Genomic DNA, 26,744 nt, shown 5'->3' with positions numbered 1-26,744 from the left:
GACGTTCAGCCTTGAACAATCGCGGGGTCATAGCCGGCCGAGCGCAGGGTCTCGACGACGCCCGTCTTGTGGTCGGCACCCCGCGTTTCAACGCTCAGGTCGATCATGACTTCGCTGATCTGCATGCCTTGGCCGTGCCTCGTGTGCAGAACCTCGACGACGTTCGCGTTTGCCTGGGCGAGAATCTCGGCAATGCGCGCAAGCTGTCCCGGACGATCGGGAAGCGGAATGCGAAGGGTCATGTAACGGTCGGCCGCTGAGAGTCCATGAGAGACCACGCGCTGCATCAGCAGAGGATCGATGTTGCCTCCCGAGAGGATCGCCACAGTGGGGCCAGTCGCTGTGACTTTGCCCTCGATAATGGCGGCAACACTCACGGCGCCAGCCGGTTCCACGACGAGTTTCGCGCGCTCGAGAAGCAACAGCAGCGCTTTGGCGATCTCGTCTTCCGTCACGGTGACGACATCGTCGACGAGCTGCCGAATGAGATCGAAGTTGAGCGTTCCCGGCCTGCTGACGGCGATGCCATCGGCAATCGTCGGCTGAATCTCGATGTCGACGGGGTGTCCCTCGGCGAGCGAAGGCGGGTACGCTGCCGCGTTCTGCGACTGCACGCCGATGATTCGCATCTCGCGCCCCTCGCGCGCAGCACGCTGTTTTGCGGCAGCGGCCACCCCGGCAATCAGCCCTCCGCCACCAATCGGAACGACGATTGTCGAGGCATCCGGAACATCGTCGAGGATCTCGAGCCCGAGCGTTCCCTGACCAGTCACGACGTCGACGTGGTCGAACGGCGGAATGAGCACGGCACCCGTCTTCTCTGCGTACTCGGCAGCGGCCCTGAGCGGCTCGGTCACCGTGTGACCGCGCAGAATAACGTCGGCCCCATAGCGCCGCGTGGCCTGCAACTTCGGCAGCGGAACCCCGACCGGCATGAAGATAGTCGCGGCGATTCCGAGCTCTCGTGCGGCGAATGCCACGCCCTGAGCGTGGTTGCCCGCTGACGCGGCTACCACTCCCCGAGCTTTCTCGTCATCGCTCAGCTGCGCAAGACGATTGAATGCGCCGCGAATCTTGTACGAGCCCGTGCGCTGCAGGTTCTCACATTTGAGGTATACCGGCTGCCCGAGCACTTCGGTGAGGTAACGCGAGCTCTCCATCGGCGTGTGCTGGGAGACCTGGGATACGACCTGCTGTGCGTGCTCGATCGATTCGAGCGAGGGAATGGTGTGCGGCATTCGCTATTCCTTGTCTGTCGACGGGGTGTCACGACGCAGTCTGCCCGCAGCGGGAACCGTGCGCCAAATGAGATCGGCTTTGTATGTGGCCGCGGGATCTTTCCAAGCGCCAGAGGAGATGTAGCCGATGACGACGTTCACGACAGCGGCAACAGGAACGGCGAAGAGCGCACCGGGGATGCCCGCAACAAGCGCCCCGCCCGTGACAACGAGCACGACACCCAGCGGGTGCACCTTGACCGCTGTGCCCATGAGCAGCGGCTGCAGAACATGTCCCTCGATTTGCTGCACGAGAAGAACGACGCCGAGCATGACGAGCGCAATGACCGGCCCGTTGTAGACGAGCGCGATGAACACAGCTACGGTGCCGGTCAGGATCGCGCCGACGATTGGCACGAAGGCTCCGAGAAAGACGAGCACGCCAATGGGGATCGCGAGCGGCAATCCGAGAATGAATGCTCCGACGCCGATGCCGATCGCATCGATCGAGGCGACAAGAATCTGCGTGCGGGTGTAATTTTCGAGGGTCGTCCAGCCAGCCTGCCCTGCGCCGTCGACGGCGGCGCGAGCCCGTCTCGGCACGAACAAGATCAGCCACTTCCAGATGTTCTTGCCGTCGATCAAGATGAACAAAAGAGAAAACAGTGCGAGAAGCGCACCGGCGGCCAGGTGCCCGAATGTGGTTCCGATCGAAAGCGCCCCAGAAAGAATCGAACTCGTATCTTCTTGGATGCTCGCCCACACGTCGTCGAAGATCACGCTGAGCTTGTTGTCTGTCAGGTGAAGCGGAGAGTGCAGCAGAAAGTTGCGGAACGTGTCAACGGACTCCATGGTTCGTGTGCGTACTTCGGCCGCTTGCGATCCGATCTGCCACACAACGAGCCACACGAGGGCACCAACCGCGCCGATTGCCGTAATCATCGCGACGGCAACAGCGAGCCCTCGGTTCCACCGGTGTGAGACAAGAAAACTCACGAGCGGAAGCACGAGTGCTGAGAGCAGCACGGCGACGAACACGGGAATGACGATCAGGCGCAGCTGAACGATGATGAAAACCAGCACGGCTGTTGCGATTGCAATGACGATCAGGCGCCAACTCCACGCAGCGGCGATGCGAATTCCGGGCGGAACGGTATCGACAATTTCCTCAGACGGCACGTGTCGTTCCGGCTCGGGAGAAGCCGGAACGCGTGCGGGCGCGGAACGGGAGAGAAAGCGTTCCCACCACCGGGGCTTGCGTGATTCCGACACGCGTCACAGTCTACGATGCCGACCTTCCGTGACCCGGTATATGCGAGGAACCCGGCGCTGTCGTTGCCCGCTGATACCGTGACCCCTATGTCACAGACGATGAGTTCACATGCTGCACGCCGCATCGCGCTTTCGGCCCACGGTTTCGCCCGTCGTCGCGCTGTCACGCCGGGGCCGCGCCAATTCGTCTCGGTGCTCAATTCGCTCGGAGTGCTCCAGATCGATTCGGTGAACGTCTTCGAGCGCAGCCATTATCTTCCGATATTCGCCCGCCTCGGCGCCTATGACAAATCGGCGCTCGACGCTCTGACGCTTCGCACCCCTACACGCGTCACCGAATGGTGGGCACACGAAGCGACGTTCCTTCGCACGGAAGACCTCCCGCTCTGGGGATGGAAGATGAGGATGCTGCGCGAGCGCGACCTTTCCGATGAGTCGTCGTGGGCAAATGCCCACGCGTCAGAGCTCGACTGGGTGCGCAGTGAGCTTGCTGAACGCGGACCGTCGCTCGCTCGACAGATCGAGACGGATGTCGGCCGCACACGTGGCACCTGGTGGGACTGGTCAACTGTCAAGCAAGCGCTCGAAATGCTCTTCCGATGGGGCGAGGTGGCCGTCGCCGGGCGCACATCCACGTTTGAGCGGCGTTACGCACTCGCAGAGCAGGTGCTTCCCGAACACGTTCGCACGGCCGAGGTCAGTCGCGAAGATGCCGTCCGCGAGCTCGTTCGACGCGCCGCGCGCGCGACGGGCATCGCGACAGCATCCGATCTGGCTGATTACTATCGGCTCCCCGAAAACGTAACAACACAGGCGATCAGAGAGTTGCAGGATGCCGGCGAGCTCACGCACGTGCACGTCGACGGGTGGACACGCGGTTCTCGTGCACTCGACGCGTGGATGCCGAAAGGCCAGGTACGGCCGCGCGCGATCGATGCGGCCGCGCTGCTCTCGCCATTCGACCCCGTTGTGTGGTCTCGGCAACGCGCTGAGCGGCTGTACGATTTTCGATACAGAATTGAGATCTACACGCCGCGACACAAGCGAATGTACGGTTACTACGTTCTGCCCGTGCTGATCGGCGACCGGCTTGCGGCGCGTGTCGATCTCAAGAGCGACAGGAAGGCCGGTGTGCTTCGCGTGCACTCAGCGTGGGCGGAGCCGCACGCTCCTGCTGATACTGTTGAACGACTCTCACAGGTATTGCGCGCCGCAGCGCGGTGGCAAGAACACGATTCGATCAGTGTCGGCTCACGCGGGGACTTGGCGAACGCATTGGCACAGGCCTTGAGCGCGTCGCGTCACGAGACATCGTGACGGCCGCGCGAGGCTATGGGCAGTTCTCCCCAATGCCGTGCGCTGCCTACGCTGGTAACTTTTACTAATATCACATTCATTCTGAAGGGGAAGTGACACATCATGGCTACGGACGAAAACGCACCGGGCGCTCAGGGGGGCAACCCGGCAGACAACTCGGGAGGCGCTCAGCCGCCTCAGGGCGACCAGGGTGCATCGTACGCGCCACAAGGTGGTCAGTACTCGCCGCAGGGTGGTCAGTACACGCCGCAGGGTCAGCCTGACGCCGGTGCGCAGCAGCCGCAGGGTCAGTACACCCCGCAGGGGCAATACGCACCCCAGGGGCAGTACGCGTCCAACGCGCAGCAGCCGCAGGGTCAGTACACCCCGCAGGGACAGTACGCTCCTCAGGGCGCGTATCCCGCAGGTGGCTACGCAGCACCGGCTCCCACAAAGATGGACCCGAACAAGAAGAAGAAGATCATTCTTCTCTCGTCGATTGCCGGAGCGGTCGTTGTCATTCTGATCATCGCCACCGTTGTGATCAACGTGATCAACGGTTCGCAGTATGGCCCTCAGGCCGTCGTCGAGAAGTACCTCACGACCATCTCTGCTGGCAAGGCAAGCGAAGCGAACAAGCTCGTCAAGCCTGGTCTCAAGAAGGAGCAGGCCGCTCTGCTGAGCGACAAGGTGCTCAAGGAGAAGAACACCCGCATTTCCGACACGAAGGTCTCGAAGACGTCGAAGGAGGGCGACAGCGCTCGAGTCGCGTTCAGCTACAAGCTCGACGGAACCACGTACGACGGCACACTCACGCTCAGCAACCAGGGCAAGCAGGCTGTCTTCTTCGATGACTGGAAGATCGACAAGCCTCTGCTCGTTGATGTAGCCGTCTACGTGTCGCAAGGCACCGAGGCGACGGTCAATGGCGTGAACGTCGACTTCGGCGAAGAAGGCGTTCTTCAGGCTTACCCCGGCGTCTACACGGTTAGCGCTCCCGACAGCAAGTGGTTCTCGGCCGAAGACCAGGAGTTCGTTGCCGGAACGGGCTCCAAGGCCAGCTACAGCGCGGTTGAGCTGAACCTGAAGCCGACGGACGCTCTGACCGAAGAGGTACAGAGCCAGCTCGACGACATGATCGACGCATGTGCAAAGGAGACCTCGAAGGAGGTCGACGAGAACTGCGACATGGACGTCGACTACGTGTCGGGCCTCTCCGAAGTGTCGAAGGTTGTCCGTAAGGTCGTTGAGTATCCCACGGTTACCGTCGACGAAACGGGCCGCAGTTTCGAGACCGAGGGCGGCGAAATCAAGTACACCGTCACCGGTAAGGACTACTCAGGCAAGTCGGTGACAGGCGACCTCGAAGCTCGCTCGTACTGGACGTTCTACGGAGACATCACGGTCGACGGCGACAAGGTCGTCCTCGAGTTCTGGTAAACCGAGGGCAGTCAGCCTGAAGCACGAAAGCGGGAGTCGGTCCTTTGGACCGGCTCCCGCTTTCGTGCGTCCAGCACGTTTGTGTGTCTTCCATGCTCCGGGACGACACGTACAATTCCGATCGGCACCAGACTGGTCAGTCACGACCACAGCACAGCTCAGAAGCTGCCGCCCATGTCTCGCAGGCGTTGCACGCGATCGGCGATGGGCGGGTGCGAGCTCATAAGGCGCTTGGCTGCACCGGGCTTCTTCTGTGGATCATTGATCCACAGGTGCGCCATTGACGTGTTCTGCCGTTTCATCGGGCGTGCATGCTGGTCAAGCTTGAGCAGCGCACTCGCAAGAGCATCCGGATGGCGTGTCGTGAGGGCACCCGTTGCGTCGGCAAGGTACTCACGCTGCCGTGAAATGGCGAGCTGAACCAGCATGGCGACAAGGGGCGCGATCAGCATGGCGACAATGCCGAAGATCATAATGATGGGGTTGCCCCCACCCCCACGGTTGCCACCGCGTCCCCCGCCAAACCACATCATGCGCAGGAAAATGTCGGCAATGAAGCCGATCGCGACGACGAGGCCGAAGACGATCATCGATACCCGGATGTCGTAGTTGCGAACGTGCCCGAGCTCGTGTGCCATCACGCCCTCAAGCTCAGAATCGGTCATGATGTCCAACAGACCCGTTGTCGCCGCGACTGACGCGTGCTCAGGGTCCCTGCCTGTCGCAAAAGCATTCGGCGCGGGATCGTTGATGATGTACACCTTGGGCATCGGGGTACCGGTTGCGATGCTGAGGTTCTCGACAACCCGGTAGAGGCGCGGGTTGTCTGACTTGCGAATCTGCTTGCCTCCGCTGATCGCGAGCGCCTGCGACGACGCCATGAAGTATTGCAGAAGGGCATAGCCGATCGCGACGGCGAGAACGACGATCGTGATCGTCCAGCTGTCGTATGCGTATCCGGCAAGCGCACCGAGTGCACCGATCAACAGCAGAAACCCGATGATGATCACGACGGTGTTGATCTTGTTCTTGCGGATTGCGCGATACATCAGTGTCCCTTCACAGCAGGCGACGTATGCAGGAGGCGAAGCCGCCGACAGCTGCGCAGACGAGCTGCCGGCAGAAAGCTAGAACTGAATGCGCGGAGGTTCGGCGATTGCCGCACTGTCTGTGACTTCGAAGAACTCACGAAGCTCGAAACCGAGGTTCTTCGCGAACAGGTTGTTCGGGAATACCCTGATCTTCGTGTTCAGCTCGCGCACACCGCCGTTGTAGAAGCGACGTGACGCCTGAATCTTGTCTTCTGTGTCAACGAGCTCGCTCTGCAGCTGGAGGAAGTTGTTGCTCGCCTGTAGCTGCGGGTAGGCCTCCGCTACGGCGAATATCGACTTGAGGGCCTGCTGCATGTGGTTCTCTGCAGTGGAGGCTTCGGCCGGTCCCTGCGCGTTGAGCGTTTCGGCGCGAGCTTCGGTGACGTTCTCGAACACGGACTTCTCGTGTGCCGCGTAGCCTTTCACTGCCTCGATGAGGTTTGGAATGAGGTCGGCGCGTCGCTTGAGCTGAACCGTGATGTCGCTCCATGCTTCGTTCACGCGAACGCCAAGGGTCACGAGCGAGTTGTACGTCACCCACAGGTAAATGCCGATGATGACGACGAGCGCCACAACGATGAGAACTGGAATAAGCCATTCCATGCTTTGCATACTCCCTCTGTGCTGTGTGCGACCCGGTCGAAGCCGCTTGCCCTCAGTCTACGGGCAGCATTCTGAGCTTCACCGGCGAATTCACTGTGCCCCCAACGATGCACGCGGCATTCTCAGGCTCCGAGTACCCGATCAAGATACGGATTGCGGAACAGCCGGGAGGGGTCGAGCCGGTCGCGTATTGCGACGAAGTCGTCGAACCGTGGGTAGCTTTCGCGCAGGCTCTCGGCGTCACGCCAGTGCATTTTGCCCCAGTGCGGGCGTCCACCTTTGTCGCGCATGATCGCTTCGACGGCGCGGAAGTACTCGGTCGGGTTCTCGCGGGCATAGCGATGCACTGCGATGTACCCCGTTTCGCGACGAGATGCCGTCGACAGCCACAGATCATCGGATGCCGCGAAGCGAACTTCAACAGGAAAGGAGATCGACCAGCCCGATGTATCGATGAGTTTCTTGACCTCGCGCAGTGCATCGGCAACCTGTTCTGCAGGGAGTGCGTACTCCATCTCGGCGAAGCGCACCGTGCGCTTGGTCGTGAATACGCGATGTGATGCGTCGGTGAACTCGCGATTGCCTGTGAGCTTATCGGCAAGGCGGTTCACTGTCGGCGTGATCGCCGGCACGGCCGAGCCAAGGCCGCACGTCACCTCGTAGAGCCGATTCGAGACGAGAGTGTCGTCGAGCCAACGCCTGACCGGTGAGAGCGGGCGTCGCGCGGCGCCCGACGGCATCCGCGTATTTGTCTTGGTCAAGGCCGTTTCAGTGTGGGGAAACCAGTAGAACTCGAAGTGGTCGTTCTCAGCGACCCGCTGAGGCAGAGAGTCGAGCACGCTCTCTAGCGACTCAGGCTTCTCGACCGCGGCGAGGTCGAATGCGGGGACACAGTGCACCGTGACATCGACGAGAATGCCGAGGGAACCAAGCCCGAGCGCAACGGCGGGAAGAAGCTCAGCGTTGGTGTCGGCATCGACGTGCAATTGCTCGCCCGTCCCCGTAACAAGCGTCACTCCGGCGACCTGCGCAGCAAGCCCGCGGAACGATGCGCCTGTGCCGTGCGTGCCGGTCGAAATGGCTCCGGCAAGCGACTGGCTGTCGATATCGCCGAGATTCTCCATGGCCAGGCCGTAACGGGCAAGCAACCGCGGAATGTCACGCAGCCGCGTTCCCGCAGAGAATGTGGCGAGTTCGTGACGCTCATCAACGTCGATGAGGCCGGTGAGATCGTCGAGTTCGAGAAGCACACCGGCGGGAGCGGCAATGCCGCTGAAACTGTGGCTGGCACCCACCGCCTTGATCGGAATTCCGCTCCCGGCAGCAGCGACAACCGCGCGCTGAACGGCGCCCGCCGTACGGGGTCGCTCCACCCTGATGGGCTTCGCCTTCTCTGTGCGTCCCCAATTTCGCCAGGTTTCACCCGTCGCCGTCATAGAAACGCCTTCCCCTCGCCACGGTACGTCGGCACACGATCAACGATGCTGTCACCGTCGACAACGAGAAACTCGCCCAGCCGTTCACTCAGCTCGCCCGATTTGTTGTGCCGGAGCCACACCCGGTCGCCGATTGCCAAGCGAGCTGCGGAGACGCCTTCGACGGGCGTCTGAACTTCGCCGGCCATCTCTCGCGGCATCATGCGCAGGCCTTCGGGCCACACGGGCTTGGGTAGCCGTTCGACTCCGGGCGGGCCAGATGCGATCCAGCCGCCGCCGAGGATAGTCGCCATATCTGCTCGAGGTTTGCGCACGACAGACAGCGCGAAGGATGCCGCTGGGGCCGGGTCGAATGCTCGGAATCCGTCGAACAGGTGCCCGGCGAACAAACCGCTGCCTGCGGCGATCTCGGTAACTGAGTCATCGTGCGACGTGCTCTCGAGCGAGCCCGTCCCTCCCCCATTCACGAAACGGAGGTCAGCGATCTCTCGGACAAGGGCGACGGCCTCGCCTCGACGCTCGGCGAGTTCTGCGCGCGACTGTCTCTTGACCCAGCCGACAAGAGCGTTCATTGCCGCCTTGCCCGGCTCGCGGTCGGGCACCCCGGCTATCTGCCCTTCGTAGGCCATCATGCCGACAAGCTCGAAGCCGGGGCGGCTCACGATGTACTCCGCGAGCGAGCGCGCCGCCTGTGGTGAGTGAATCGGCGATCGCCACGTTCCGAGCCGCCCCAGTGGCGGAGGCGCGTTCCACGACGCATCGAGTTCGAGGCACACGCGGATCACGGTGCGTTTATCAGCGGGCACGACCGCATCAATGGCGTCAAGATGCTCAGCGCTGTCTACCATGAGCGTCACGCGCGAGGCGAGGGTCTCTGAGGCTGCGAGTTGGGCGATGGCTGCGCGATCTGCCGTCGGGTAGCCGACAACCACATCGTCGATGCTCTCGGCTAGCCACAGCGCCTCGGGCAGGGTGTATGCCAGCACTCCCTCGAATCCGGGCAGTGAGAGCGCAGCATCCAGAACCGACCTGACGCGAACTGATTTGCTGGCGATCCGAATGGGAGTGCCCGCAGCCCGGCGGATCATGTCATGGGCGTTGAACCGCAGCGCATCAATGTGGAGAACTCCGAACGGCGGATCTTCCCCAGCCGTCGCATTGTCGATTGACGACCAGTATTTCTCGGGTGAGCGCCAGGGAGCAGGAGATGCGCTTGTGCGCTCGTGTGCGGTCAGGGAAATCGCCATTGAGTGCCTTTCGTCTACTGACACGATAACGACCTTTCACCACGGTGGTGACGAGCGGTATGCTCACGTTATCCGCCCTCCAGCCTGAAGTAGCGCTGAGAAGCCCGTAACAAAGCGCCGTGCCCGCTTGACTTCACCCCTGCGATCGCAGTGAATGGATGGTGAAGTGGGGCGGACTTTCTCAAACACAGCACACAGGCCCTCTCCGGACGTGCCGGTGAGGTCGATTGGCCGATGGCGCTTTTTCGGGCTCGCCCTTGTCGCTGTTGCTGCCCTCGCTCTCCCCCTGATGCTGTCTGGCCCGGCGAGCGCCGCATCTACGCATCCGCCGGTGACAACCGAGACCGATGACGGCACAGACAGCACGACTCCGCCGAACACCGGCGACCCTACGATCACGCTAAACGCCCCCACAGATCTCGTCCGTGAATCGACTTTGACCGTAACGGGAACTGTCGCTGATCCGACCAGTAACGCCTCGGTCAGGGTCAAGGCCGGAAGCAAAAGGTGGACTACAGAACCTGTTGTCGATGGCTCGTTCAAAGTAACGATCCCAGTTCCACAAGGGATTGGTGTTGAAATCGTGGCAGAACTCGTCGATGACGCACAGGTCAATGACTCGGTCTCAGCGAATGTGCTCTTTCCGCTTACGATCGACGCCCCCTCGGGACCGATCGGGAAGAATGGTTCCCTCAGCGGCGGAAATGCCGCGGACGGCGCAACAGTAACGGTAACCATCGACGGGCATGAGTACACCACAACTGCCAACGCAAGCGGCAAATGGGCGGTCTCGGTCACTGACGAGTTCTCGAGTGCTTCGGCGACGGCAACGCAGACAATCAACGGGGCGGGCGGCGAGTCGGACCCGAGCAACTCAGTGCCCATTACCGTAGATCTGACCGCACCAACGAAGCCCAGGATCACCGCACCGTCGGCCGGTGCAACTGTGCCTCCCTCCGGCGCGACGATCTCCGGGACCGGTGAGCCCGGCTCAACCGTCAAAGTATTTGCTGGCTCGCAGACGCTGTGCACCGTCAAGGTGCCATCGTCGGGCGCCTGGTCATGCACGGCAGCCGAGGTCGCGACGTCAGGTGCACAGAAGATCGTCGCAAAGGCCGACGACGCTGCAGGCAACTCCAGCGGTGACGGTGCCGCCGTTTCCGTCACGTTCGGCACCTCGTCTTCGCCGTCGGATCCGCCAGACAAGACGCCCTCTGACAAGCCGAGTGATGAGAACAGCTCTCCGGATGATAGCGATTCCACTCCGAAGGACGAGAAGCCCGAGCCGTCAGAGAGCGACGACAGCGACTCCCGGGACGAGGCGGTTCCCCCACCCGCCGCGCCTCCGAACGGACCCGGCCCGTGGAACCACGCGACACCATTCACCGCGTCTCTGCCTCCCGCGCTCGGCATAGATGCGATCGCAGGCTGGGCCAGGGCGCTTCTGCTCGCGATCATGACGATCGCCCTGATTTTGATACCGGCGAGGATGCTGGCGGGCACCATGGCGCGGCGCCGAGTCGCGGCATCCGGAGTCGCTTTCACCGGGCGAAACCGAACGGAATCCGAGTTCGACAGGGCACCGATGCTTGCCGTTCCGGGGCGCATCGCCATGATCGTGCTCGGCATCGCCGCTACCGGTGCGCTCACGATCTTTGCGAACCCGGTCGACGGCAGACCCGCCTACCTGAGATTGCTGTTCGCGGCGATCATCGCCTCAGCAATTATCAATGCCGCGGCGGCATGGCTTCCGCGCATCCTCTCCCACGTGTGGCGATGCGGTTTCACCGAGGTTCGATTCAATCCGCGCTGGCTGCTGGTCGTCGCGGCTGCCGTGCTGGCATCTCGCGTCTTCGATCTGCACCCCGCGCTGCTCTTTGCGCTCGTCACGACCGTCCGCGTGCCGACGGTGCTGAATAGCGCCGTGCTTGCACGACTCGCGCTCTCGCGCATCGGCGGCGTGTTCGTCGTTGGCGTTGTCGCGTGGCTGCTTGCGTCGTTCGTGCCGCAGGGCGGCAGCTTCTTCACACAGCTGCTGATCGAGACGGCGAACATCACCGCGCTCGTCGGCATCGGCTCTGCCGCGATCATGATGGTGCCGCTCGGACGTCTGAGCGGCCGCGCAATCTTCGCGTGGTCACGACCGCTGTGGCTAGCAGCTGTGCTCGCGATCCTGACAGCCCTGTTCGTGATGCTCGGACCGAGCATCGAGAACTGGCGCGCGACAGGAAACGTGCTTGCGGCACTTGCTCTCGTGCTCGCCTTCGCAGCGCTCGGCATTTCGGTGTGGTTGTGGAAGCGCTACGTTCAGCCGATGCTCGCGAGCTCGTAGCCTCAGCCGCTGACGACAGGAAGGCCCGCCTGCGTCCAGGCGATGATGCCGCCGTCGACGTTTGCGGCGTCGACGCCCTTTTGTTCCAAGTACTGCGTGACGCGTGAGCTGCGCCCGCCTGAATGGCACATGATGTGCAGCTCGTCGGAATCGGGAAGCTCACCCTCGCGCTCCATGAACTGCGAGAGGGGAATGTTCACGGCGCCCTCGACGTGTTCACCCGTCCATTCGTCGGGCTCGCGCACGTCGACAATGGCAGCTGTTCCCCGCTTCGCTCGTTCAGCGAGCTCGGTCACGGTGATTTCTTTCATGGATCCATCCTCACATGCTCCGCCGTTGTCGGAGGCAACCAGGAGAATGGAGACGTGTACGTCGTCATCGAGCCTTCTGTCAGCCCGCCGGGGCTTCGACTGATCGGCGTCGATGAGAGCGGAATACCCGCGGATGAGTCCGTCGTGAGCTGGGGCGACGCGACAGAGATTCTGCCTCGGCGTGACCAGTCAGGTGTTCGGTGGGTGTTCGCTCACACGGCTGAGCTGTATCCGCGACTCGTCGAGCGTGGCATCCGACTTGGCCGCAGTCACGATCTTGCGTTGTGTCGAACCATCCTGCGAAGGTCGACGAGAACTCCGGCAGGTGGTTTGCCACAGCGCGCGCCAGACTTCTGGGATGTTCCCTGGACGCACTCGGCCGACGAGGGCTCGCTTGCCGGGTTTGCGGAGCTCGCGGGCTCGGGAGAGCGCCCTGACGCTGTGGCCGAGCTTCAGCGCCAGTGCGAGGCCATTGCCGCTTCGTCGGCTCCGTGGGGGTTGAAACGGCTGCTGGCCGCGGAGTCGTGTGGAGCGATGATCGCGTGCGAGATTCGCCACGACGGCCTGCCCTGGCGGCGCGACGTGCACGAGAAAATTCTCACGGATGCCCTCGGACCGCGCCCCGTCTTTGGCGGACGACCGGCTGTTCTCGAGAACCTCGCTGTTCGCGTTCGCGGCGAGCTCGACACGCCATCGCTCAATCCCGACTCTCACACCGAGTTGCTGCGTGCCCTGAGGTCCGCGGGAATCTCTGTCGATTCGACGAGCAAGTGGGAACTTCTGCGTCACGAGCATCCCGTGATCGAGCCGTTGTTGCAGTACAAGTCACTCTCACGGCTCATGACGGCGAACGGCTGGGCGTGGCTTGACGAGTGGGTGCACAACGACCGGTTCCGGCCCGCTTACGTCGTCGCCGGAGTGGTGACAGGACGCTGGGCGACAGACGGCGGCGGCGCATTGCAGCTGCCCGCACAGGTCCGTCCGGCCGTCGTCGCCGACGACGGGTGGACGTTTGTCATCGCCGACGCCGCCCAGCTTGAACCGCGCATCGTTGCGGCAATGGCGGGCGACGTCGCCATGGCTGCTGCGGGGCATGGCACAGACCTGTATCAGGGCCTCGTTGACGCGGGCACCGTCGACACACGCGCTCACGCGAAGCTCGCGATGCTCGGCGCCCTCTACGGGGCCACCACGGGCGAGAGCGCACGGCTCATGCCCCGGCTGCTGCGCACGTATCCACGAGCCACGGGTCTTGTCGAGACGGCAGCCAGGGCCGGCGAACGAGGCGAGCAGGTGACCACGTGGCTCGGCCGAAGCTCCCCGTTGCCCTCCGATGCGTGGACGTCAGTCACTCGCGCGGGCACCCAAGTGACCGCGACGGCCGCTCAGGAGCGCGCTGGCCGCAGCGCAGCACGCGATTGGGGCCGCTTCACGCGCAACTTCGTGGCACAAGGAACGGCCGCCGAGTGGGCACTGTGCTGGATGGCCGAGCTGCGGCACCGACTTTTCGCACTCGGCAGCGGCGAACAGCATCCGCATATCGTGTACTTCCTGCACGACGAACTCGTCATCCATGCACCCGAGCAGACGGCTACGCTCGTCGCGAATGCCGTTCAAGAGTCGGCGGATGCCGCGGGGCGCGGTCTCTTCGGTGACTTTCCCGTCGATTTCCCTCTCGATGTGGCCATCGCCCGCTGCTATGCCGACGCGTGAGCGTCGTCAGGTAGAGTGGCCGTCACAAGTGACACGGGGTGCCCACACGGGCTGAGAGCAAACCCGTTGAACCTGATCTAGCTCGTACTAGCGAAGGGATGTCGCGCATGACGCGTACGCCAGAAACACCTGCCCCTACGTCCATTCTGCCGCGCGCAGATGCCGCACATTCTGCCACAGGCGGCACGGGCCTCAGGGCGCAGATTCCCCGGGTGCTCAGCATCGCGGGCACAGACCCGACAGGTGGGGCGGGCATTCAGTCCGACCTCAAATCCATTGCAGCGAACGGCGGATACGGCATGGCCGTCGTCACAGCACTCGTGGCACAGAACACCCGAGGGGTGAGGTCGGTGCACATGCCGCCGGCCGATTTTCTTGCCGAGCAGCTCGATGCCGTGAGCGACGACGTGGTGATCGACGCCGTAAAGATCGGAATGCTCGCGACCTCCGAGTACATCGATGTTGTCGACGGTTGGCTCGCACGATCACATGTGCCCACCGTGGTCGTTGATCCGGTGATGGTGGCAACGAGCGGCGACAGACTGCTCGATTCTTCGGCCGAAGAGGCACTCGGCAGGATGCTGCGCCACGCTGATCTCGTGACGCCCAACATTCCCGAACTTGCCGTTCTCGCCGGCGAGCCTCCGGTTCGCGCCTGGCCCGACGTGATCGCGCAAGCCCGCTCTGTGGCTGAGCGCTACGACGTTCTCGTGCTCGCCAAGGGAGGCCATTCGGCCGGCGACGTCGTGCGCGACGCCCTCGTCTCGGCGACGGGCGTCGTCGCCGAATTCTCTGCGGCCCGCATCCACACCGCAAACACTCACGGAACCGGATGCTCACTCTCGTCGGCGATCGCGACGCTACAGGCGCAGACGGGCGAGTGGGCGAGCGCCCTCGAGCGTGCGAAGCACTGGCTGGCCGACAGCATCCGTCAGGGTTCGCGTTTGAACGTGGGAAGCGGCAACGGACCCGTCGATCACTTTGCCTCGCTCCGGCGGCGCGCTGCAATGCCGCCGACGGCAGCCGAGATCGCCGAGCAATGGTGGAGCGGCATCGCCGACGTGCGCACTGACATCGACGACTTGGCCTTCATCACCGGGCTCGTCGACGGCAGTCTCGAGATGGACGCGTTCCGCCATTACCTGGTGCAAGACACTCTGTATCTGCGCGACTACTCCCGCATGCTTGCAACGGCCAGCGCGCTTGCGCCGACAACGAGCGAACAAGAATTCTGGGCATCGGGAGCGCTCAACGCGCTGGCTGGCGAAACGGCGGTACACGCGCACTTCCTTGGCGACCTGTCGATTGTGGATGCCGCATCAAAGGCGCCCGCGACGACAGCGTACACCGATCACCTCGCTGCCACGGCCACGCGCGAGTCATACGCCGTACTCATTGCCGCGCTGCTTCCCTGCTACTGGATTTACGTTGACGTGGGAACCCGAATGCTACCCAACGCCGTCAGGGACACTCCGTACATGCCATGGCTGAGCACATACGAGGACCCGACGTTCTCTGAGGCGAGCGCGCGTGCTATTGAGATAGTCTCGCGCTGCGCGGCAGAGACGGATGCAGCGACACGCGATCGCATGTGGCGCGCGTTCCGGGTCTCGGCCGAGCACGAACTGCGGTTCTTCGCCGAGCCGCTGGAGGTGACCACTGCAGCAGCGTTCCGCTGAGCCGCGCCGCCCGGTCAGCTCGTGCCGAGAGCCGTCAGCCAGGGATGCCGAGGGTCGGTGCGGTGCAGCGCGTCGACGAACCATGACCGCCGCGAGGCCTCGAGACGTGGCAGCACGGTCTCGAGGTCCGCGCGGTCCTTGGGTCTGTCGCCCTTCGCTTTGTAGAGCAGCTGAATCTCCGGCCGCAAATACTGCACTCCGTTGCGCTCCCACAAAGCATCACTGAGTGGCATCCTCAGTGCGGGGTCGCGTTTATATACCCAGGTGCGCTCGTCACCGGGTGACAACAGAATGTCGAATTCCCAGGCGGATGCTGCGCCGGCACGGGTCCATAGCTGGGTACTGCCCTCCGGGAGCACGTCGACAGCGTCGCAATTCGGCCTATCGCCGGGCAGAAGTGGCGCAAGGGCGCCGGAGGCAGCCGTCCATGCATCGAGGCGGCCGTCGAGAAATCGGCGAAGTCGGGGGAGATCGCTCGTGAACACGGAGACATCGATGTCATCGTGCGGGCGAGAGACACCGGTAAATGCCTCGATTGCCCAGCCCCCGGCGATCCACCACGTACCGTCGTACTCGGAGAAAGCGTCGGCGGCATCCTTCGGTGTATGCCCGGCCCACGCCCCATACAGTCGAGTAAATTCCTCGTCGGTGAGTTCATTCATTCGCCGAGTGTACTGCAGCACGACGGGTGCCCCCACTGGGATTCGAACCCTTTACCCTGCCACTTAGCATCGCGACGATCCCGCAACTTCCGCGTGTTTACGGCGATCTTGAATTATTGGGCGAACGACAAATAGGGGTCATTTTCGAGCGTCTGTGTCCATTTTGTGTCCACGGCACATCACAGAGACGACGGCCCCCTCCCTCTCAGGGAGGGGTCGCGCCATCCACGGCTTAGTCGCACATGTGCGTGCACGATTTGACGGTCTGACATTCGGTGTCAGACTTCAGTATCTTCTACCACTTGAGACGGTAGACAAGCCCTATAAGACCCCGGAATATCAACGATCTGAGGCTCTGGAAGCATCAAGTGGTAACTAAAAATCAGATGGTAGAGCCGTGGTAGACCCGTGTGCAAAAAAGCCGACTAAGCCGAGGGGGACGACTCGGGGGGCCGAGAGGGGCTTATGGCCTATCACCTGCGGTTTCGTTCCGTCACCATTTGCGTGAGGTCTTGGGGCTTGGCACTTGGGTGATGGTGTTGAGTGGTTTCGTTCCGCGCCTGGAGTTGCATGATCTGTGGGCGAGTCTGAGTTCGCCTGTCATCTTGCCGCCGTTGGCGATGGGGTTGATGTGGTCAGCGGTCTTCGACATGGGGTGTTTCCAGTCGAGGTTATAGTCGATGGGCTTGCCGCAGATGTGGCAGCCGATACCGTTCTTGCGGCCTTGCCTGAACAGTGCATCGCGTTTCTTCACGTAGGCGCTGTCGTTGCGATATGTCTTAGTCATGATGTTGTTGCCCCTGGGTGCGGGGAACGCCCGCCAGCGTGTCGCTGACGGGCGCTCAGAGGGTGCTTACGCCTCGGTCGGGGCAGTGACGCTGAACTTGCCGATGCGGTCAGGGTGGACGACGTTCCAGCCGAGTCTCCATGTGCAGCGCAACGCAATGTTGTCGCTGTTGAAGTAGACGTGTTCGCTGCTGCCGACCATGACCTGGCCGACTGCTGATGCGACTGCTGACTTGTCGACGACGACGCCGTTGCCGCCGGTCATGGCTGACGAGACGAGCACGGGCAGGTCGAGCAGTCGTCGCTCTGCATCGTTGGTGCCTGCACCGAGGAGGGACTGTGCCGATGCGGTGCCGGTCTTGAACTTCCGCAGTGATGCCCATGAGGTGGGTGACACGATGATGTGTGACGGGTTGCCGCCGTTGTCCTCGAGTGCGGCGATCAGGTCGATCAGCCCGTCGAGGTCGTCAGCTACTGCGCCGCCGTCTTCAATGCCGGCGATGTTGATGAGACCGGCGGGTGGGGTCACTGCAGGCGATGTGGGTGCTGCCTGCGTGAGGAACGCCTCGTTAGCTTTCTTCGTCACCGCACGGCGCACGGACTCGGAGAGCTCGGTTGCTGTGTTGGCCTGTGTCCACTGTTCGCGTGAGAGTTTCACGAGCTGCGTGATCTTTGCCGTGTAGACGAGTACCTCGTCGAGTGTTGGGTCTGATTCGGCAATGTCTGCGCCTTCGGCGGTGAACGTTGCGGCTGCATCGTCGACGAAGGCGACACGTACTGCGGGCTGGTCGCCCTCGACGCTTCCGGCGATGGTGGATGCCTGCATAATGATCGCGTCATTGACGACGTCGCGGGGTGCGAATGCTTGCAGGTCGGGTGCCCATGCTCGGGCGCTTGTGAGGGTTGTTTCGGTAGCCATGATTTGGCCTTTCCGGTGGCATGAGTGAAGCCACCTCGTAGAAGTAATGAATTGATCTTCTGCGCGGTGGCTCCTGGCCGTTCCGTGCGGGCCCCCTGGGGCTGCGTGAACGGTGGTGGGGCACCTGGCCCGGTAGACCGTTCGGTATACAGTCTACCGGGCTTTCAGGTGGTTATCTCGCTTTGGGTGTGAACGCGTTTGCGAAGTCCGGTTCGGGCTCAAGCCTCACCCTGTTCGCGCGTGACATTGCGTGGCTGGATGGTCGAGAGAAGTTGATGTTGAACCGCTTGCATGTCGCCTGCGCGGCTTCGTCGAGCTTGCCCTGGTCGATGTTGCCATCGTCGTCGAGCAGCGAGTCGATCTCGTAACCGGCTGCGGTGAGCGCGTCGAGAGTTGCGGGGCTGTTGCTCAGCATGTGCTCCACGATGTTTCCGCGCGCGGTCTTCAGCTGTCCTGCGAGAGTGTCGCGTTCGGCCTCGGTGTCACGTAGACGGTGCCTGTACCGGGAAGCGTCGGCCTTGGCCAGTTCCTCTGGGGTTTGCGTGTCCTCGGTCTGCTCGGGTTCGTTCTGCTCGCCAGGCTCAGGGGTCGCGTTTGAAACGACACCCTCAGTGGTTGCGTCAGTCTGGCTGACGTCATCGGTTGCAACGGTCTCGGTGCTCATTTCGTTTCTCCTTCGATTTCGTGCTTCTGGATAAGGTGACGGGCCAGTTCTTCCCACTCGGCCCCGGTGAGGCTCACATGGCTGAGAGTCGCAACTCTCGAGATCCCGTCTGTGACGCCATCGTCGGTGATCGTCGGATTGTCAGTGATGATCACTTCCTGCCCCTCGGATGCGATCAGCTGGGCGAGACTGTCGAGGTCATGCGCAGTTGAGGAGCTCATACCGTCGCCAACCCCCTCGAAGCCTCACGAGCCCACACACGCGCCTGAACAGCCGGATCATCCTGCGCCGTCGTAATGTACTGCGTCACCTGAGACCCAGCACCACGCGAAACAAGAGCATCCGCCAAACGCTCAAACTGCGGACCACCCAACGGCACCACAGCCTCGTCATACCGACCCTCACCCACATTCACGAGTGAGCCCCCACGGCTGGCGTTGATGATCGCACCGTCCGCCAGTTTGGGGATATGCCCGATCGAGATCTCGAGCCCGAGTGCGCCACCTACGGCACCGATTACGGCGTTGATTCCATCGATCGCACCATTGATCAGCCCGATGATGCCGTTGATGGCGTTCTTCACTGTTGTGACGACACCGTTGAACGCGCCAACGATGATGCCCTTGATGCCACCGAAGACAGACTTGAAAATGCCCGAGAACTTCTTCACCGTGTTCACGATGCCGTTCCAGATCCCCGAGAAGAACGACGAAATGCCGCCCCACACCGAAGACCAAATACTCTTCACGGTGTTGATCACCGTCGTGATGATCGTCTTTACGATGTTGATGTATGTTTTCACCCCGGTGACAATGCCGTTCCAAATGGCGACGAAGAAGGACTTGATACCGTTCCAAACAGTCGTCCAGATCGTCATGATCATCTGAATGTAAATCTGCACCGCGAGCACGAGAACATTCCAGATCGTCGTGAAGAACGACACAATGCCGTTCCACACATCCATGAAAACCTGGCTGATGTTCGTCCACGTCTCAATAAAGAACTGCGAAATGTTCGCCCACGCCTCAGACAAGAACTGAGTGAAGTTCGCCCAAATCTCCTGACCCAACTTCGTCTGAGTGAAGAACCACACCAGGCCCGCGATCAACGCGGCAATCGCGAGCACCACAAGCATGATCGGGTTAGCACTCATGGCCGCGTTCCACGCCCACTGAGCAGCCGTCGCGATCTTCATCACAGCGGAACCCACACCCATGATTGCGTTCCATACTTTTGTTGCGACCCAAGCGGCATTCGTTACAAAGGTATTCACTGCCATTGCGGCGTTCCACAAGGCCACTGCCGCGACTATCCCGCCAATAACTGCAGCCGCGATCTTCACGACGACGATGTTCTCCTTCAACCACGTCACCATGTCCGCGATCGCCTTGCCGACCTTCTTAGCACCAGCCTCAACCGGCACAAGAGCATCAGTCAGACCACCAAGCCCGTCCTTCACCTGCGGGAAAATACCCGACAGAAGATTCGCGCCAACACGACCGACCGCAGCCATCGCGTTAGCCCACGCGCCCTTGAACGTCTCCCCGGACTTCTGCGCCGCACCACCAAGACCCGACTCCATAGCGTTCCGGAACGTGTCAAAGGACACCTCACCCTTCGACGCCATCTTGGAAGCTTCCTCAGCCGTGACACCCATTTCCTTGGCCACGAACTGCAGCACCGGCACACCAGCATCCTGAAGCTGAGCAATAACATCGCCCTGCAGCTTCCCCGACGCAGCAACCTTGTTGAAGATCGAACCCATCGACCCCATGTCGGTGCCCGCGATCGTCGCCGCATCAGCCACCAATGACAGCGTGCGCTCAAGATCCTTACCTGGCTTCACGCCAGAAGCAACAGCACCTGCGGCAGTAGTCGCCGCCTCATCAAGACCAAACGCTGTACCCTTCACAGACTTGTTAGCGTTCGACATGATCTGCGAAACCGTCTTACCCGAGTGGCCAAGACCCTCAAGCTTCTTCTTCGCCGCATCAATTGCAGTGAGACGACCAAACCCCTTGATAAGAGCAGTACCGATACCAGCGAGCGCAGCACCCCCCGCAACTTTCGCACCCGTCTTCAGCGCAGACGTGATACCACCGGACATCTTCTGCCCAATCGTCTGCCCCTGCTTCTTAGCCGGCGCATCAGTCTTCCCTAGAGCCTTCTCAACAGCACCCTGGAAACCCTTCATAGACGGCAGCAGGGTCACATACCCAACAGCAAGCTCAGTAGCCATCGTTCTCACCCCCGAGCCCGCCCTCGAGCTTGTTGATCACATGCGACACGTAGAACTCGTAATAGTTCTTCGCACCCGCATGGATCGCCTGCTGATCCAGAGCGTGAGTCAACGCGTCGAGCGCGACAACAGCCCAAATATAAATCGCGGTCGACTGCTCAGCCCCAACTGACGCATGCTTATCAGCGACAGCCTGCAAAGCATCCTCGATGACCTTCGACGAATACGGCGGACCATCCTTCGTCGCTTCCCTCGCGACCTCCCAGACACGCTTCATCGCATCGTCCATCACTTCTCTCTGCCATGCCTCAGACGGCATCTTGTCACTCATACTTCTTTCCCTTCTTCCAAACACTGAATAGCCGCTACTCACGACGCCACCTCACACGTCGGGCATGTGTTGAACCCGTCACGCTCAACAGCAGGATGCAGGGGGAACCCGCACACCTTGCACTCGGTCCACGACGTCGGATCAGCGCCCAAAGACTTCCGCCAAGCCGAAACACACAACGGGCAAATACCAAGACCATCGAGACGCTGCCGATGCTCGAGACACGTCGGCGCTGGCCTATCCGACTCAAGATCAAGCAGCCACCTGTACCCACGCCCAGGCTCACGAGTAGGCCAACTAAGAACGGCACCCATTACGCCACCCCCACAAGTCGAACCTTGTTACCCTCACGCTGAACCTCCACAGGGCTATCTACTATCTCCCCCGTCGCCGGGTTCACGTTCTCGGTTTCGTTTTCCAAAACATCAGGTTTCGTTGTATTGGCCCGTCCCGTCCCGTCCCGTCCCTCTGGGTTTCCATCTGGGTTCCCACTTGGGTTATTGCGTGGGCGTCCCCCTTTGCGCCCGTTCTTCTGGTTTCGGTCCCGAATCTTGAGCATCTGCTCTCGAGTGGGCTGATACAGGCTGTGGAAAGCGACACGGTAGCTGTCACCCTCGTCGTGCACGTAGGTGGCTGAGACAAGCTCCGCAACAGCGTCAGGTTGCTTGGCGAACCGGCGCAGCTCGTCTTTCGGGATACGGCAGTCCAAAAGCTTCCGGTTGCTGTAGTTCAGCATTTCCACGAGAAGACGGAATGCGGCGTCTGAGAGTGTCCAGCATTCGTCCGAGAAGTCATCACTCAACTTGGTCCAAGTCATCTTGTCTCCTCCTTTCCAATGTCGAGGGGCGACCCCTTGCGAGGTCGCCCCAGTCCGTTAGCCGTCAAGCCCGGCAAGATGTTCAGTTGTCTCGTGCCGTCGGCGAAGTATCCGTTCTCGTTCGATCTCGAGTGCTTTCTCTGCGATGCACGCCGCGAGGTATCGCGCTTCATCGAGGGGCACCCGAATGGTCTCGTGCGATTCGCCGTCGAATATCTCGATGAGGGGCCCGCGCTCGTTGGCCTGGATGCTGTCACGGTCGATGGTGAGAGTGAACATCAGTGGGCCTCCTCGTTCATCGCCACAAAGATGGACGGTGGCACGTCGAGGTAGAACGCGAGCTCCCCAAGGTCAGTAGTCATAATCCTGCGCCCGTGCCACACGTTCGACGCGCGACGCCGTGACCAGCCGAGCTCGCGCACGAGGTCCGCCTGAGACAGACCCCGCGACAAAAGCTCTGCACGGATCAAGCCGCCAGACCTCTGGGTAGGCGAAGGCGCAACGGGGGCGCTCGGAAGCAACCGGGGAGTCGTCGCCATCATCACAGCGCCTCCCCGTCGAGGATGTTCGCGATCAGCCGCAGGTCAGCTGCGACAAGACGACGGCTCGATGCCGGGATCTGCGAGTAGTCACCGTCGAGGACTGCCACAACGTAGTAATCCTCGGTGCGGATGCCGTCAGGCGTGAGTGTGTCGCCTCGGCCCCTGCGGATAGTTGAAGTCGGGCCGTCGTGCATCTCACAGTCATGATCTACGACGCGGTTCCCCTCTCGAGAGGTTCCGTCGTCACCGAGCTTGTGCGACGTCGTGCACCACTCAGGGCAGGTGAACCACTTGTCGGCGGTCTCGGATACAATGCTGTTAGCGTTCATGTTGATCGTTTCCTTACTTGGTAGGTGGGTTTCGGTCTCTTTGCCGTCAGGGAGCTGCAACTTCCTGGCGGCATCTTCTTTGTGCTGGGTCATACTGCCTCCATTGCTGTGCCGTAGCGTGCGCTGGCCTCTACCCACTCGATAACGTCCTCCTCCTTGTAGAGCACGGTTTTCGGCGTGGGCTTCAGGTAGCGGGGGCCTTCCCCGCGAAATCGAAGTGCAGCTAAGTTGCTCCTCGTCATTCCGGGTACGAGTTTGCACACCTGATCGATGGTTAAAAATGGGCTTGTCATCTCGCCCTCCTTTCACTTATTCGACAGTAACACACTTTGTGTCTGCATGAGACAATTTACACGTTCTGCTGACAACTTGTTACGATTAGAGACATGAGTGTTCTTCCCAGCGAAGGAATTGGCAAGAGACTCGCGGAGTACCGGCGGCTGGCGGGTCTTAGCGCGCGTGAGCTCGCTGAGCGCGCTGGGGCTGGACTTTCGCGCGGTGTCATCGCAAACATTGAGTCGGGCCGAAAGGCCGATCTGACTGTCGACCAGCTGATCGCTGTGTGTGCAGTGCTCGGAATCCCGCCTAGCGCTCTGGCGCTGCCTGTCGATCAGCCAAAACGCTTTGTGCGTCTGTCAGGACAGAATGCCGACAGTGTCGAGCGGCGAACCGTTCGAAGTTGGGCGGCACTTGAGTGGTTCCATGGCGGCAATTGGGTACTCGACAGTGACGACGGTCGACCAAACGCGGCGTCGACACTTTCTCGGGCAATTGCCGAGGGTGTGCGCGAGTATGTCAAGTACCACGTCGCAAGTGCGGCGAACATCGGTCATGGGACGGAGCTTGAAAATATTGAGAAGGGCCTAAAAGAGGCGGAAGAGAACCTGCGCAAGCTCGGCGTCGACCTCACCGACTACAAGATCGACGAGTAGTCATGGGCAGCATTGAGCCTTACGAGACCAAGGCGGGGAAGCGGTACCGTATCCGCTGGCGAACCCCTGAGCATAAGGATCGCAATAAGCGCGGGTTCACGACGAAGCGGGACGCGGAGCGAGCGCTGCGCAAAGTCGAGGGCTCCAAGGACGATGGGCAGTACATCGACCCGTCATCTGCGATTGCGACAATTAGTGACCTCGGGGCCTCGTGGCTGGCCGGTCAATCGCACCTGAAACCGTCGTCGCTGGCCCCTGTGGAGATCGCGTGGCGCGTGCACGTTGAACCTGTGTGGGGCACTCAATCGGTCGGGAGCGTGCGGCACAGCGCCGTGCAGAAGTGGGTGACGGAGCTATCCGAGCGGCGAGGTGCGACGACCGTGCTGCGCGCTCACGGCGTGCTGGCAGGGATTCTCGAGACCGCCGTGAAAGATCGTCGTTTGGCGTCGAATCCGGCGCGGGGCGTGAACCTCCCGAGGAAGACGAAGAAACCCCGTCGATACCTGACCCATGAGCGTGTAGAACGCCTTGCAGAGCAGTCTGGCAATAAAGCTACCCTGGTGCGTTTCCTCTGCTACACGGGCCTGCGGTGGGGCGAGGCGGTGGCACTACAGGTCGGTGATCTTGACATGCTGCGCCGTCGAGTCAGAGTGGAGCGTAACGCCGTTCGCGTGAACGGGTACATCGTGCCCGGGACGCCGAAGTCTCACGAGGCGCGCTCTGTGCCGTTCCCCGCGTTCCTCGTTGACGAACTGGCCGCTCAGTGCGAGGGGCGTGAACGTGGTGATCTGCTGTTCGGCAACGGACAAACGTGGGTGGTCACGCCGTCAACACGAGACGGTTGGTTTGTCGGCGCGAAACGTCGCGCATCGGAGTCTGACGCCGATTTCCCGAATGTGACGATCCATGATCTGCGGCACACAGCGGCGAGCTTGGCGATCTCAGCCGGGGCGAACGTGAAAGCCGTGCAGCGGATGCTCGGCCATGCGTCGGCGGCGATGACATTGGACACGTACGCTGACCTGTTCGATGACGATCTGGACGCTGTAGCGAGCGCTTTGAATGACGCTCGTTTGTCTGCGACTGTGTCCAAATCTGTGTCCAAAAGCGATTTTTGAACTTCGCTTTTATCATCTGACCTGGTGTTCTAGTGTGTGCCCCCACTGGGATTCGAACCCAGACTGTAGCGATTTTAAGTCGCCTGCCTCTGCCGGTTGGGCTATAGGGGCCACTCCCCTACATTACGGGAATCGGAGGCCTCAAAAACACGAGGACCCGCCCCTCACCGGGATGGATCCTCGTGCGTTCTGATTATGGTTACGCGACAGTGTCTGCAGCATCCTTTTCGCGCGCCTTCGACGCAGCGGGTTTCTGAGCTGCCGACTTCTTCGCAGGGGCCTTTTTCGCGGGCGCTTTCTCGGCCGGAGCGCTTTCCGCTGGCTTCGCTACAGGCTTGTCTGCCTTCATGACCTCAGACTTGTCGTCCGTTGCCGCATCAGCAGGTTTTTCTTCGGCCGGTGCCGGCGGCTTCGGACGAGCCGCGAACTCCTCGAAAGCCGCGCGAGGCTGCTGCACAGCCGACAGCGAGACAATGTCGCGGCCGAGGAAGAAGTTGTTCCACCAACCCCAAAAGACACGGAATTTACGCTCCCACGTCGGCATCGCGAGGCCGTGGTACCCACGGTGCGCAATCCATGCGGGGAAGCCCTTGATCGCAATCTTGCCCGACTGAAATACACCGGTTCCGAGTCCAAGACCAGCGACCGCGCCCAGATTCTTGTGAATGTAGTCCTTCGGCTGCTCACCTCGAAGCACTGCGACGAGGTTCGTTGCAAGAAGCTTGCCCTGACGCACCGCGTGCTGCGCGTTCGGAACGCAGTAGCCACCGACACCACCGCCTGTCAGGTCGGGAACGCGCGAGACATCACCCGCGGCCCAAGCACCCTCGATGGGTTCGTCATCGGACCCGACGCGAAGGTCGGCACGAGTGGTTACGCGACCGCGCTCTTCGATCGGAAGGTCGGTGTGCCGAACGATTTGCGGGGTGGCCATAACGCCGGCGGTCCAGACAATGAGGTCGGACTCGAACTTCTCGCCCGTGGAGAGCTCGATGTTGCCGTCGATGCACGACGAGAACTGGGTGTCGAGGTGCACGAGAGCGCCACGCTTCGCAAGGTCTTTAAGAACCCAGTGGCTCGTCTTGAGCGAAACCTCGGGCATGATGCGCCCCATGGCTTCAACGAGATGGAAGCTGATGTCGTCGAACTCGATCTGCGGGTAGTACTTCAGCAGATCGCTCGCGAACGAGCGCAGTTCTGCGAAGATCTCGATGCCGGCGAACCCGCCTCCGACGACGACAAACGTGAGAAGACGGTCGCGCTCCGGCCCGGCCGGCAGGTGCGCAGCCTTGGCGAAGTTGTCGAGAACCTTGTCACGAATAGCAACGGCTTCTTCGACGGTCTTGAGGCCGATGCCCTCGTCAGCCAGTCCCGGAATCGGGAATGTGCGTGACACCGCACCACCGGTAACGACGACCTGGTCGTATTCGAAGTCGTACGTGTCGCCGACCTCTGGGGAAATCGTCGCCTTCTTCTCGGCGTGGTTGATGTAGGTCACCTTCGCCGTGATCACCTCGGTTCGCTTGAGGTGGCGGCGGAGCGAGACGACGGCGTGACGAGGCTCGATGGAGCCTGCCGCGATCTCGGGAAGGAAGGGCTGGTACGTCATGTAGGGACGGGGGTCAACGACGGTGACCTCTGCCTCTCCTGCACGCAGGTGCTTCTCGAGCTTCCATGCGGTGTAAAAGCCGGCGTAACCTCCGCCGACGATGAGAATCTTGGGCACGGTGAAATAATCTCCTACTGGATCGCAGATACAGCAAACGAG

General features: G+C 61.6%; 27 protein-coding genes, 1 tRNA gene and 1 riboswitch. Of the genes, 7 read left to right on the top strand and 21 right to left on the bottom strand.

Translation table 11 applies throughout. The features are described from left to right. Positions 1 to 5 precede the first annotated feature (5 nt). A complete protein-coding gene (gene ilvA, locus HCR76_RS05675) occupies positions 6 to 1,238 on the bottom strand; it encodes a threonine ammonia-lyase (protein WP_166989028.1) in 1,233 nt (410 codons plus the stop codon). A 3-nt stretch (positions 1,239 to 1,241) separates the two neighbouring features. After that, on the bottom strand, positions 1,242 to 2,489 hold the full coding sequence (locus HCR76_RS05670) for an AI-2E family transporter (protein ID WP_166989026.1): 1,248 nt from the start codon (positions 2,487 to 2,489) through the stop codon (positions 1,242 to 1,244). Between the two features lie 87 nt (positions 2,490 to 2,576). Here HCR76_RS05670 and HCR76_RS05665 point away from each other — a divergent pair, with 87 nt between their 5' ends. Both HCR76_RS05665 and HCR76_RS05660 read left to right on the top strand, forming a co-directional pair. Then, positions 2,577 to 3,806 carry a winged helix-turn-helix domain-containing protein gene (locus HCR76_RS05665; RefSeq protein ID WP_166989024.1) on the top strand — a complete coding sequence of 410 codons (1,230 nt, stop codon included), beginning with the start codon at positions 2,577 to 2,579 and terminating at the stop codon, positions 3,804 to 3,806. Between the two features lie 102 nt (positions 3,807 to 3,908). After that, positions 3,909 to 5,225: a hypothetical protein gene (locus HCR76_RS05660; protein WP_166989022.1), complete on the top strand. Its 1,317-nt coding sequence runs from the start codon at positions 3,909 to 3,911 to the stop codon at positions 5,223 to 5,225. Positions 5,226 to 5,383: 158 nt separating this feature from the next. Here HCR76_RS05660 and HCR76_RS05655 read toward each other — a convergent pair whose 3' ends face one another. From HCR76_RS05655 to HCR76_RS05640, 4 genes are all read right to left on the bottom strand, one after another. Next, on the bottom strand, positions 5,384 to 6,274 hold the full coding sequence (locus tag HCR76_RS05655; RefSeq protein ID WP_166989020.1) for a M48 family metalloprotease: 891 nt from the start codon (positions 6,272 to 6,274) through the stop codon (positions 5,384 to 5,386). A gap of 78 nt (positions 6,275 to 6,352) precedes the next feature. Then, positions 6,353 to 6,919 (bottom strand): LemA family protein, encoded by a 567-nt coding sequence (locus HCR76_RS05650; RefSeq protein WP_166989018.1) that lies wholly within the window; start codon positions 6,917 to 6,919, stop codon positions 6,353 to 6,355. Between the two features lie 122 nt (positions 6,920 to 7,041). Next, positions 7,042 to 8,355, bottom strand: a complete 1,314-nt coding sequence (locus tag HCR76_RS05645; protein ID WP_166989016.1) for a D-arabinono-1,4-lactone oxidase — start codon at positions 8,353 to 8,355, stop codon at positions 7,042 to 7,044. Further along, the gene (locus HCR76_RS05640; RefSeq protein WP_166989014.1) at positions 8,352 to 9,602 is read right to left on the bottom strand and encodes an amino acid deaminase/aldolase; all 1,251 of its coding nucleotides are present in this window, start codon (positions 9,600 to 9,602) and stop codon (positions 8,352 to 8,354) included. Before HCR76_RS05640 ends, HCR76_RS05645 begins: the two co-directional genes overlap by 4 nt. 217 nt (positions 9,603 to 9,819) lie before the next feature. Between HCR76_RS05640 and HCR76_RS05635 the strand changes: the two genes are divergently transcribed. After that, on the top strand, positions 9,820 to 11,934 hold the full coding sequence (locus tag HCR76_RS05635) for an Ig-like domain-containing protein (RefSeq protein ID WP_166989012.1): 2,115 nt from the start codon (positions 9,820 to 9,822) through the stop codon (positions 11,932 to 11,934). A 2-nt stretch (positions 11,935 to 11,936) separates the two neighbouring features. On the opposite strand, the gene HCR76_RS05630 is transcribed toward HCR76_RS05635, so the two are convergent. Continuing rightward, entirely contained in the window at positions 11,937 to 12,245 is a 309-nt protein-coding gene (locus HCR76_RS05630) for a rhodanese-like domain-containing protein (protein ID WP_166989010.1), read from the bottom strand. 54 nt (positions 12,246 to 12,299) lie between these two features. On the opposite strand from HCR76_RS05630, the gene HCR76_RS05625 reads away from it, so the two are divergent. Both HCR76_RS05625 and thiD read left to right on the top strand, forming a co-directional pair. After that, complete coding sequence (locus HCR76_RS05625) at positions 12,300 to 13,958, top strand: bifunctional 3'-5' exonuclease/DNA polymerase (RefSeq protein ID WP_166989008.1); 1,659 nt, start codon at positions 12,300 to 12,302, stop codon at positions 13,956 to 13,958. Between the two features lie 24 nt (positions 13,959 to 13,982). Further along, a riboswitch (TPP riboswitch) is annotated at positions 13,983 to 14,074 on the top strand. Beyond that, positions 14,066 to 15,637, top strand: a complete 1,572-nt coding sequence (gene thiD, locus HCR76_RS05620) for a bifunctional hydroxymethylpyrimidine kinase/phosphomethylpyrimidine kinase (RefSeq protein ID WP_166989006.1) — start codon at positions 14,066 to 14,068, stop codon at positions 15,635 to 15,637. Its footprint overlaps the riboswitch before it by 9 nt. A 14-nt stretch (positions 15,638 to 15,651) precedes the next feature. Here thiD and HCR76_RS05615 read toward each other — a convergent pair whose 3' ends face one another. The 12 genes from HCR76_RS05615 to HCR76_RS05560 all read right to left on the bottom strand — a co-directional run bounded on the left by HCR76_RS05615 (position 15,652) and on the right by HCR76_RS05560 (position 23,219). Further along, on the bottom strand, positions 15,652 to 16,299 hold the full coding sequence (locus HCR76_RS05615) for a nucleotidyltransferase domain-containing protein (protein ID WP_166989004.1): 648 nt from the start codon (positions 16,297 to 16,299) through the stop codon (positions 15,652 to 15,654). A gap of 493 nt (positions 16,300 to 16,792) precedes the next feature. After that, positions 16,793 to 17,086, bottom strand: coding sequence for an HNH endonuclease (locus HCR76_RS05610; protein WP_166989002.1), 294 nt, complete (start codon positions 17,084 to 17,086; stop codon positions 16,793 to 16,795). A 66-nt stretch (positions 17,087 to 17,152) separates the two neighbouring features. After that, complete coding sequence (locus tag HCR76_RS05605; protein ID WP_166989000.1) at positions 17,153 to 18,004, bottom strand: phage major capsid protein; 852 nt, start codon at positions 18,002 to 18,004, stop codon at positions 17,153 to 17,155. 172 nt (positions 18,005 to 18,176) lie between these two features. Next, positions 18,177 to 18,668, bottom strand: a complete 492-nt coding sequence (locus tag HCR76_RS05600) for an ATP-binding protein (RefSeq protein WP_166988998.1) — start codon at positions 18,666 to 18,668, stop codon at positions 18,177 to 18,179. Continuing rightward, the gene (locus tag HCR76_RS05595; protein ID WP_166988996.1) at positions 18,665 to 18,889 is read right to left on the bottom strand and encodes a hypothetical protein; all 225 of its coding nucleotides are present in this window, start codon (positions 18,887 to 18,889) and stop codon (positions 18,665 to 18,667) included. Before HCR76_RS05595 ends, HCR76_RS05600 begins: the two co-directional genes overlap by 4 nt. Next, positions 18,886 to 20,907 (bottom strand): phage tail protein, encoded by a 2,022-nt coding sequence (locus HCR76_RS05590; RefSeq protein ID WP_166988994.1) that lies wholly within the window; start codon positions 20,905 to 20,907, stop codon positions 18,886 to 18,888. The genes HCR76_RS05595 and HCR76_RS05590 overlap by 4 nt, the downstream gene beginning before the upstream one ends. Then, positions 20,897 to 21,238 (bottom strand): hypothetical protein, encoded by a 342-nt coding sequence (locus tag HCR76_RS05585; RefSeq protein ID WP_166988992.1) that lies wholly within the window; start codon positions 21,236 to 21,238, stop codon positions 20,897 to 20,899. The genes HCR76_RS05590 and HCR76_RS05585 overlap by 11 nt, the downstream gene beginning before the upstream one ends. A gap of 313 nt (positions 21,239 to 21,551) precedes the next feature. Next, positions 21,552 to 22,055: a hypothetical protein gene (locus HCR76_RS05580; protein ID WP_166988990.1), complete on the bottom strand. Its 504-nt coding sequence runs from the start codon at positions 22,053 to 22,055 to the stop codon at positions 21,552 to 21,554. A 57-nt stretch (positions 22,056 to 22,112) separates the two neighbouring features. Continuing rightward, entirely contained in the window at positions 22,113 to 22,334 is a 222-nt protein-coding gene (locus HCR76_RS05575) for a hypothetical protein (protein WP_166988989.1), read from the bottom strand. Continuing rightward, complete coding sequence (locus HCR76_RS05570; protein ID WP_166988987.1) at positions 22,334 to 22,597, bottom strand: hypothetical protein; 264 nt, start codon at positions 22,595 to 22,597, stop codon at positions 22,334 to 22,336. Before HCR76_RS05570 ends, HCR76_RS05575 begins: the two co-directional genes overlap by 1 nt. Then, complete coding sequence (locus HCR76_RS05565; protein WP_166988985.1) at positions 22,597 to 23,019, bottom strand: hypothetical protein; 423 nt, start codon at positions 23,017 to 23,019, stop codon at positions 22,597 to 22,599. The genes HCR76_RS05570 and HCR76_RS05565 overlap by 1 nt, the downstream gene beginning before the upstream one ends. Continuing rightward, positions 23,016 to 23,219 carry a helix-turn-helix transcriptional regulator gene (locus HCR76_RS05560; protein WP_166988983.1) on the bottom strand — a complete coding sequence of 68 codons (204 nt, stop codon included), beginning with the start codon at positions 23,217 to 23,219 and terminating at the stop codon, positions 23,016 to 23,018. Before HCR76_RS05560 ends, HCR76_RS05565 begins: the two co-directional genes overlap by 4 nt. A 93-nt stretch (positions 23,220 to 23,312) precedes the next feature. Here HCR76_RS05560 and HCR76_RS05555 point away from each other — a divergent pair, with 93 nt between their 5' ends. Together HCR76_RS05555 and HCR76_RS05550 are read left to right on the top strand one after the other, a co-directional pair. After that, complete coding sequence (locus HCR76_RS05555; protein WP_166988981.1) at positions 23,313 to 23,858, top strand: helix-turn-helix domain-containing protein; 546 nt, start codon at positions 23,313 to 23,315, stop codon at positions 23,856 to 23,858. A 2-nt stretch (positions 23,859 to 23,860) separates the two neighbouring features. Continuing rightward, a complete protein-coding gene (locus HCR76_RS05550) occupies positions 23,861 to 24,976 on the top strand; it encodes a site-specific integrase (protein ID WP_166988979.1) in 1,116 nt (371 codons plus the stop codon). Positions 24,977 to 25,013: 37 nt separating this feature from the next. Here HCR76_RS05550 and HCR76_RS05545 read toward each other — a convergent pair. After that, positions 25,014 to 25,087 (bottom strand) — tRNA-Leu (locus HCR76_RS05545). A gap of 88 nt (positions 25,088 to 25,175) precedes the next feature. Then, on the bottom strand, positions 25,176 to 26,702 hold the full coding sequence (locus tag HCR76_RS05540) for an NAD(P)/FAD-dependent oxidoreductase (protein WP_166988977.1): 1,527 nt from the start codon (positions 26,700 to 26,702) through the stop codon (positions 25,176 to 25,178). Positions 26,703 to 26,744: the final 42 nt, after the last annotated feature.

The sequence above is a fragment of the Paramicrobacterium chengjingii genome, from assembly GCF_011751765.2.
GTDB classification, from domain to species: Bacteria; Actinomycetota; Actinomycetes; order Actinomycetales; family Microbacteriaceae; genus Paramicrobacterium; species Paramicrobacterium chengjingii.
This window is presented reverse-complemented; position numbering and strand designations above follow the sequence as displayed.

Coding starts and splice junctions, on each gene's coding strand:
- HCR76_RS05555 (WP_166988981.1), top strand. CDS start 23,313: ATGAGTGTTCTTCCCAGCGAAGGAATTGGCAAGAGACTCGCGGAGTAC.
- HCR76_RS05665 (WP_166989024.1), top strand. CDS start 2,577: ATGTCACAGACGATGAGTTCACATGCTGCACGCCGCATCGCGCTTTCG.
- HCR76_RS05590 (WP_166988994.1), bottom strand. CDS start 20,907: ATGGCTACTGAGCTTGCTGTTGGGTATGTGACCCTGCTGCCGTCTATG.
- HCR76_RS05640 (WP_166989014.1), bottom strand. CDS start 9,602: ATGGCGATTTCCCTGACCGCACACGAGCGCACAAGCGCATCTCCTGCT.
- HCR76_RS05645 (WP_166989016.1), bottom strand. CDS start 8,355: ATGACGGCGACGGGTGAAACCTGGCGAAATTGGGGACGCACAGAGAAG.
- HCR76_RS05580 (WP_166988990.1), bottom strand. CDS start 22,055: ATGACTTGGACCAAGTTGAGTGATGACTTCTCGGACGAATGCTGGACA.
- HCR76_RS05615 (WP_166989004.1), bottom strand. CDS start 16,299: ATGAATGAACTCACCGACGAGGAATTTACTCGACTGTATGGGGCGTGG.
- HCR76_RS05585 (WP_166988992.1), bottom strand. CDS start 21,238: ATGAGTGACAAGATGCCGTCTGAGGCATGGCAGAGAGAAGTGATGGAC.
- HCR76_RS05610 (WP_166989002.1), bottom strand. CDS start 17,086: ATGACTAAGACATATCGCAACGACAGCGCCTACGTGAAGAAACGCGAT.
- HCR76_RS05565 (WP_166988985.1), bottom strand. CDS start 23,019: ATGACCCAGCACAAAGAAGATGCCGCCAGGAAGTTGCAGCTCCCTGAC.
- HCR76_RS05660 (WP_166989022.1), top strand. CDS start 3,909: ATGGCTACGGACGAAAACGCACCGGGCGCTCAGGGGGGCAACCCGGCA.
- HCR76_RS05605 (WP_166989000.1), bottom strand. CDS start 18,004: ATGGCTACCGAAACAACCCTCACAAGCGCCCGAGCATGGGCACCCGAC.
- thiD (WP_166989006.1), top strand. CDS start 14,066: ATGACGCGTACGCCAGAAACACCTGCCCCTACGTCCATTCTGCCGCGC.
- HCR76_RS05550 (WP_166988979.1), top strand. CDS start 23,861: ATGGGCAGCATTGAGCCTTACGAGACCAAGGCGGGGAAGCGGTACCGT.
- HCR76_RS05560 (WP_166988983.1), bottom strand. CDS start 23,219: ATGACAAGCCCATTTTTAACCATCGATCAGGTGTGCAAACTCGTACCC.
- HCR76_RS05595 (WP_166988996.1), bottom strand. CDS start 18,889: ATGAGCTCCTCAACTGCGCATGACCTCGACAGTCTCGCCCAGCTGATC.
- HCR76_RS05655 (WP_166989020.1), bottom strand. CDS start 6,274: ATGTATCGCGCAATCCGCAAGAACAAGATCAACACCGTCGTGATCATC.
- HCR76_RS05650 (WP_166989018.1), bottom strand. CDS start 6,919: ATGGAATGGCTTATTCCAGTTCTCATCGTTGTGGCGCTCGTCGTCATC.
- HCR76_RS05570 (WP_166988987.1), bottom strand. CDS start 22,597: ATGATGGCGACGACTCCCCGGTTGCTTCCGAGCGCCCCCGTTGCGCCT.
- HCR76_RS05630 (WP_166989010.1), bottom strand. CDS start 12,245: ATGAAAGAAATCACCGTGACCGAGCTCGCTGAACGAGCGAAGCGGGGA.
- ilvA (WP_166989028.1), bottom strand. CDS start 1,238: ATGCCGCACACCATTCCCTCGCTCGAATCGATCGAGCACGCACAGCAG.
- HCR76_RS05600 (WP_166988998.1), bottom strand. CDS start 18,668: ATGAGCACCGAGACCGTTGCAACCGATGACGTCAGCCAGACTGACGCA.
- HCR76_RS05575 (WP_166988989.1), bottom strand. CDS start 22,334: ATGTTCACTCTCACCATCGACCGTGACAGCATCCAGGCCAACGAGCGC.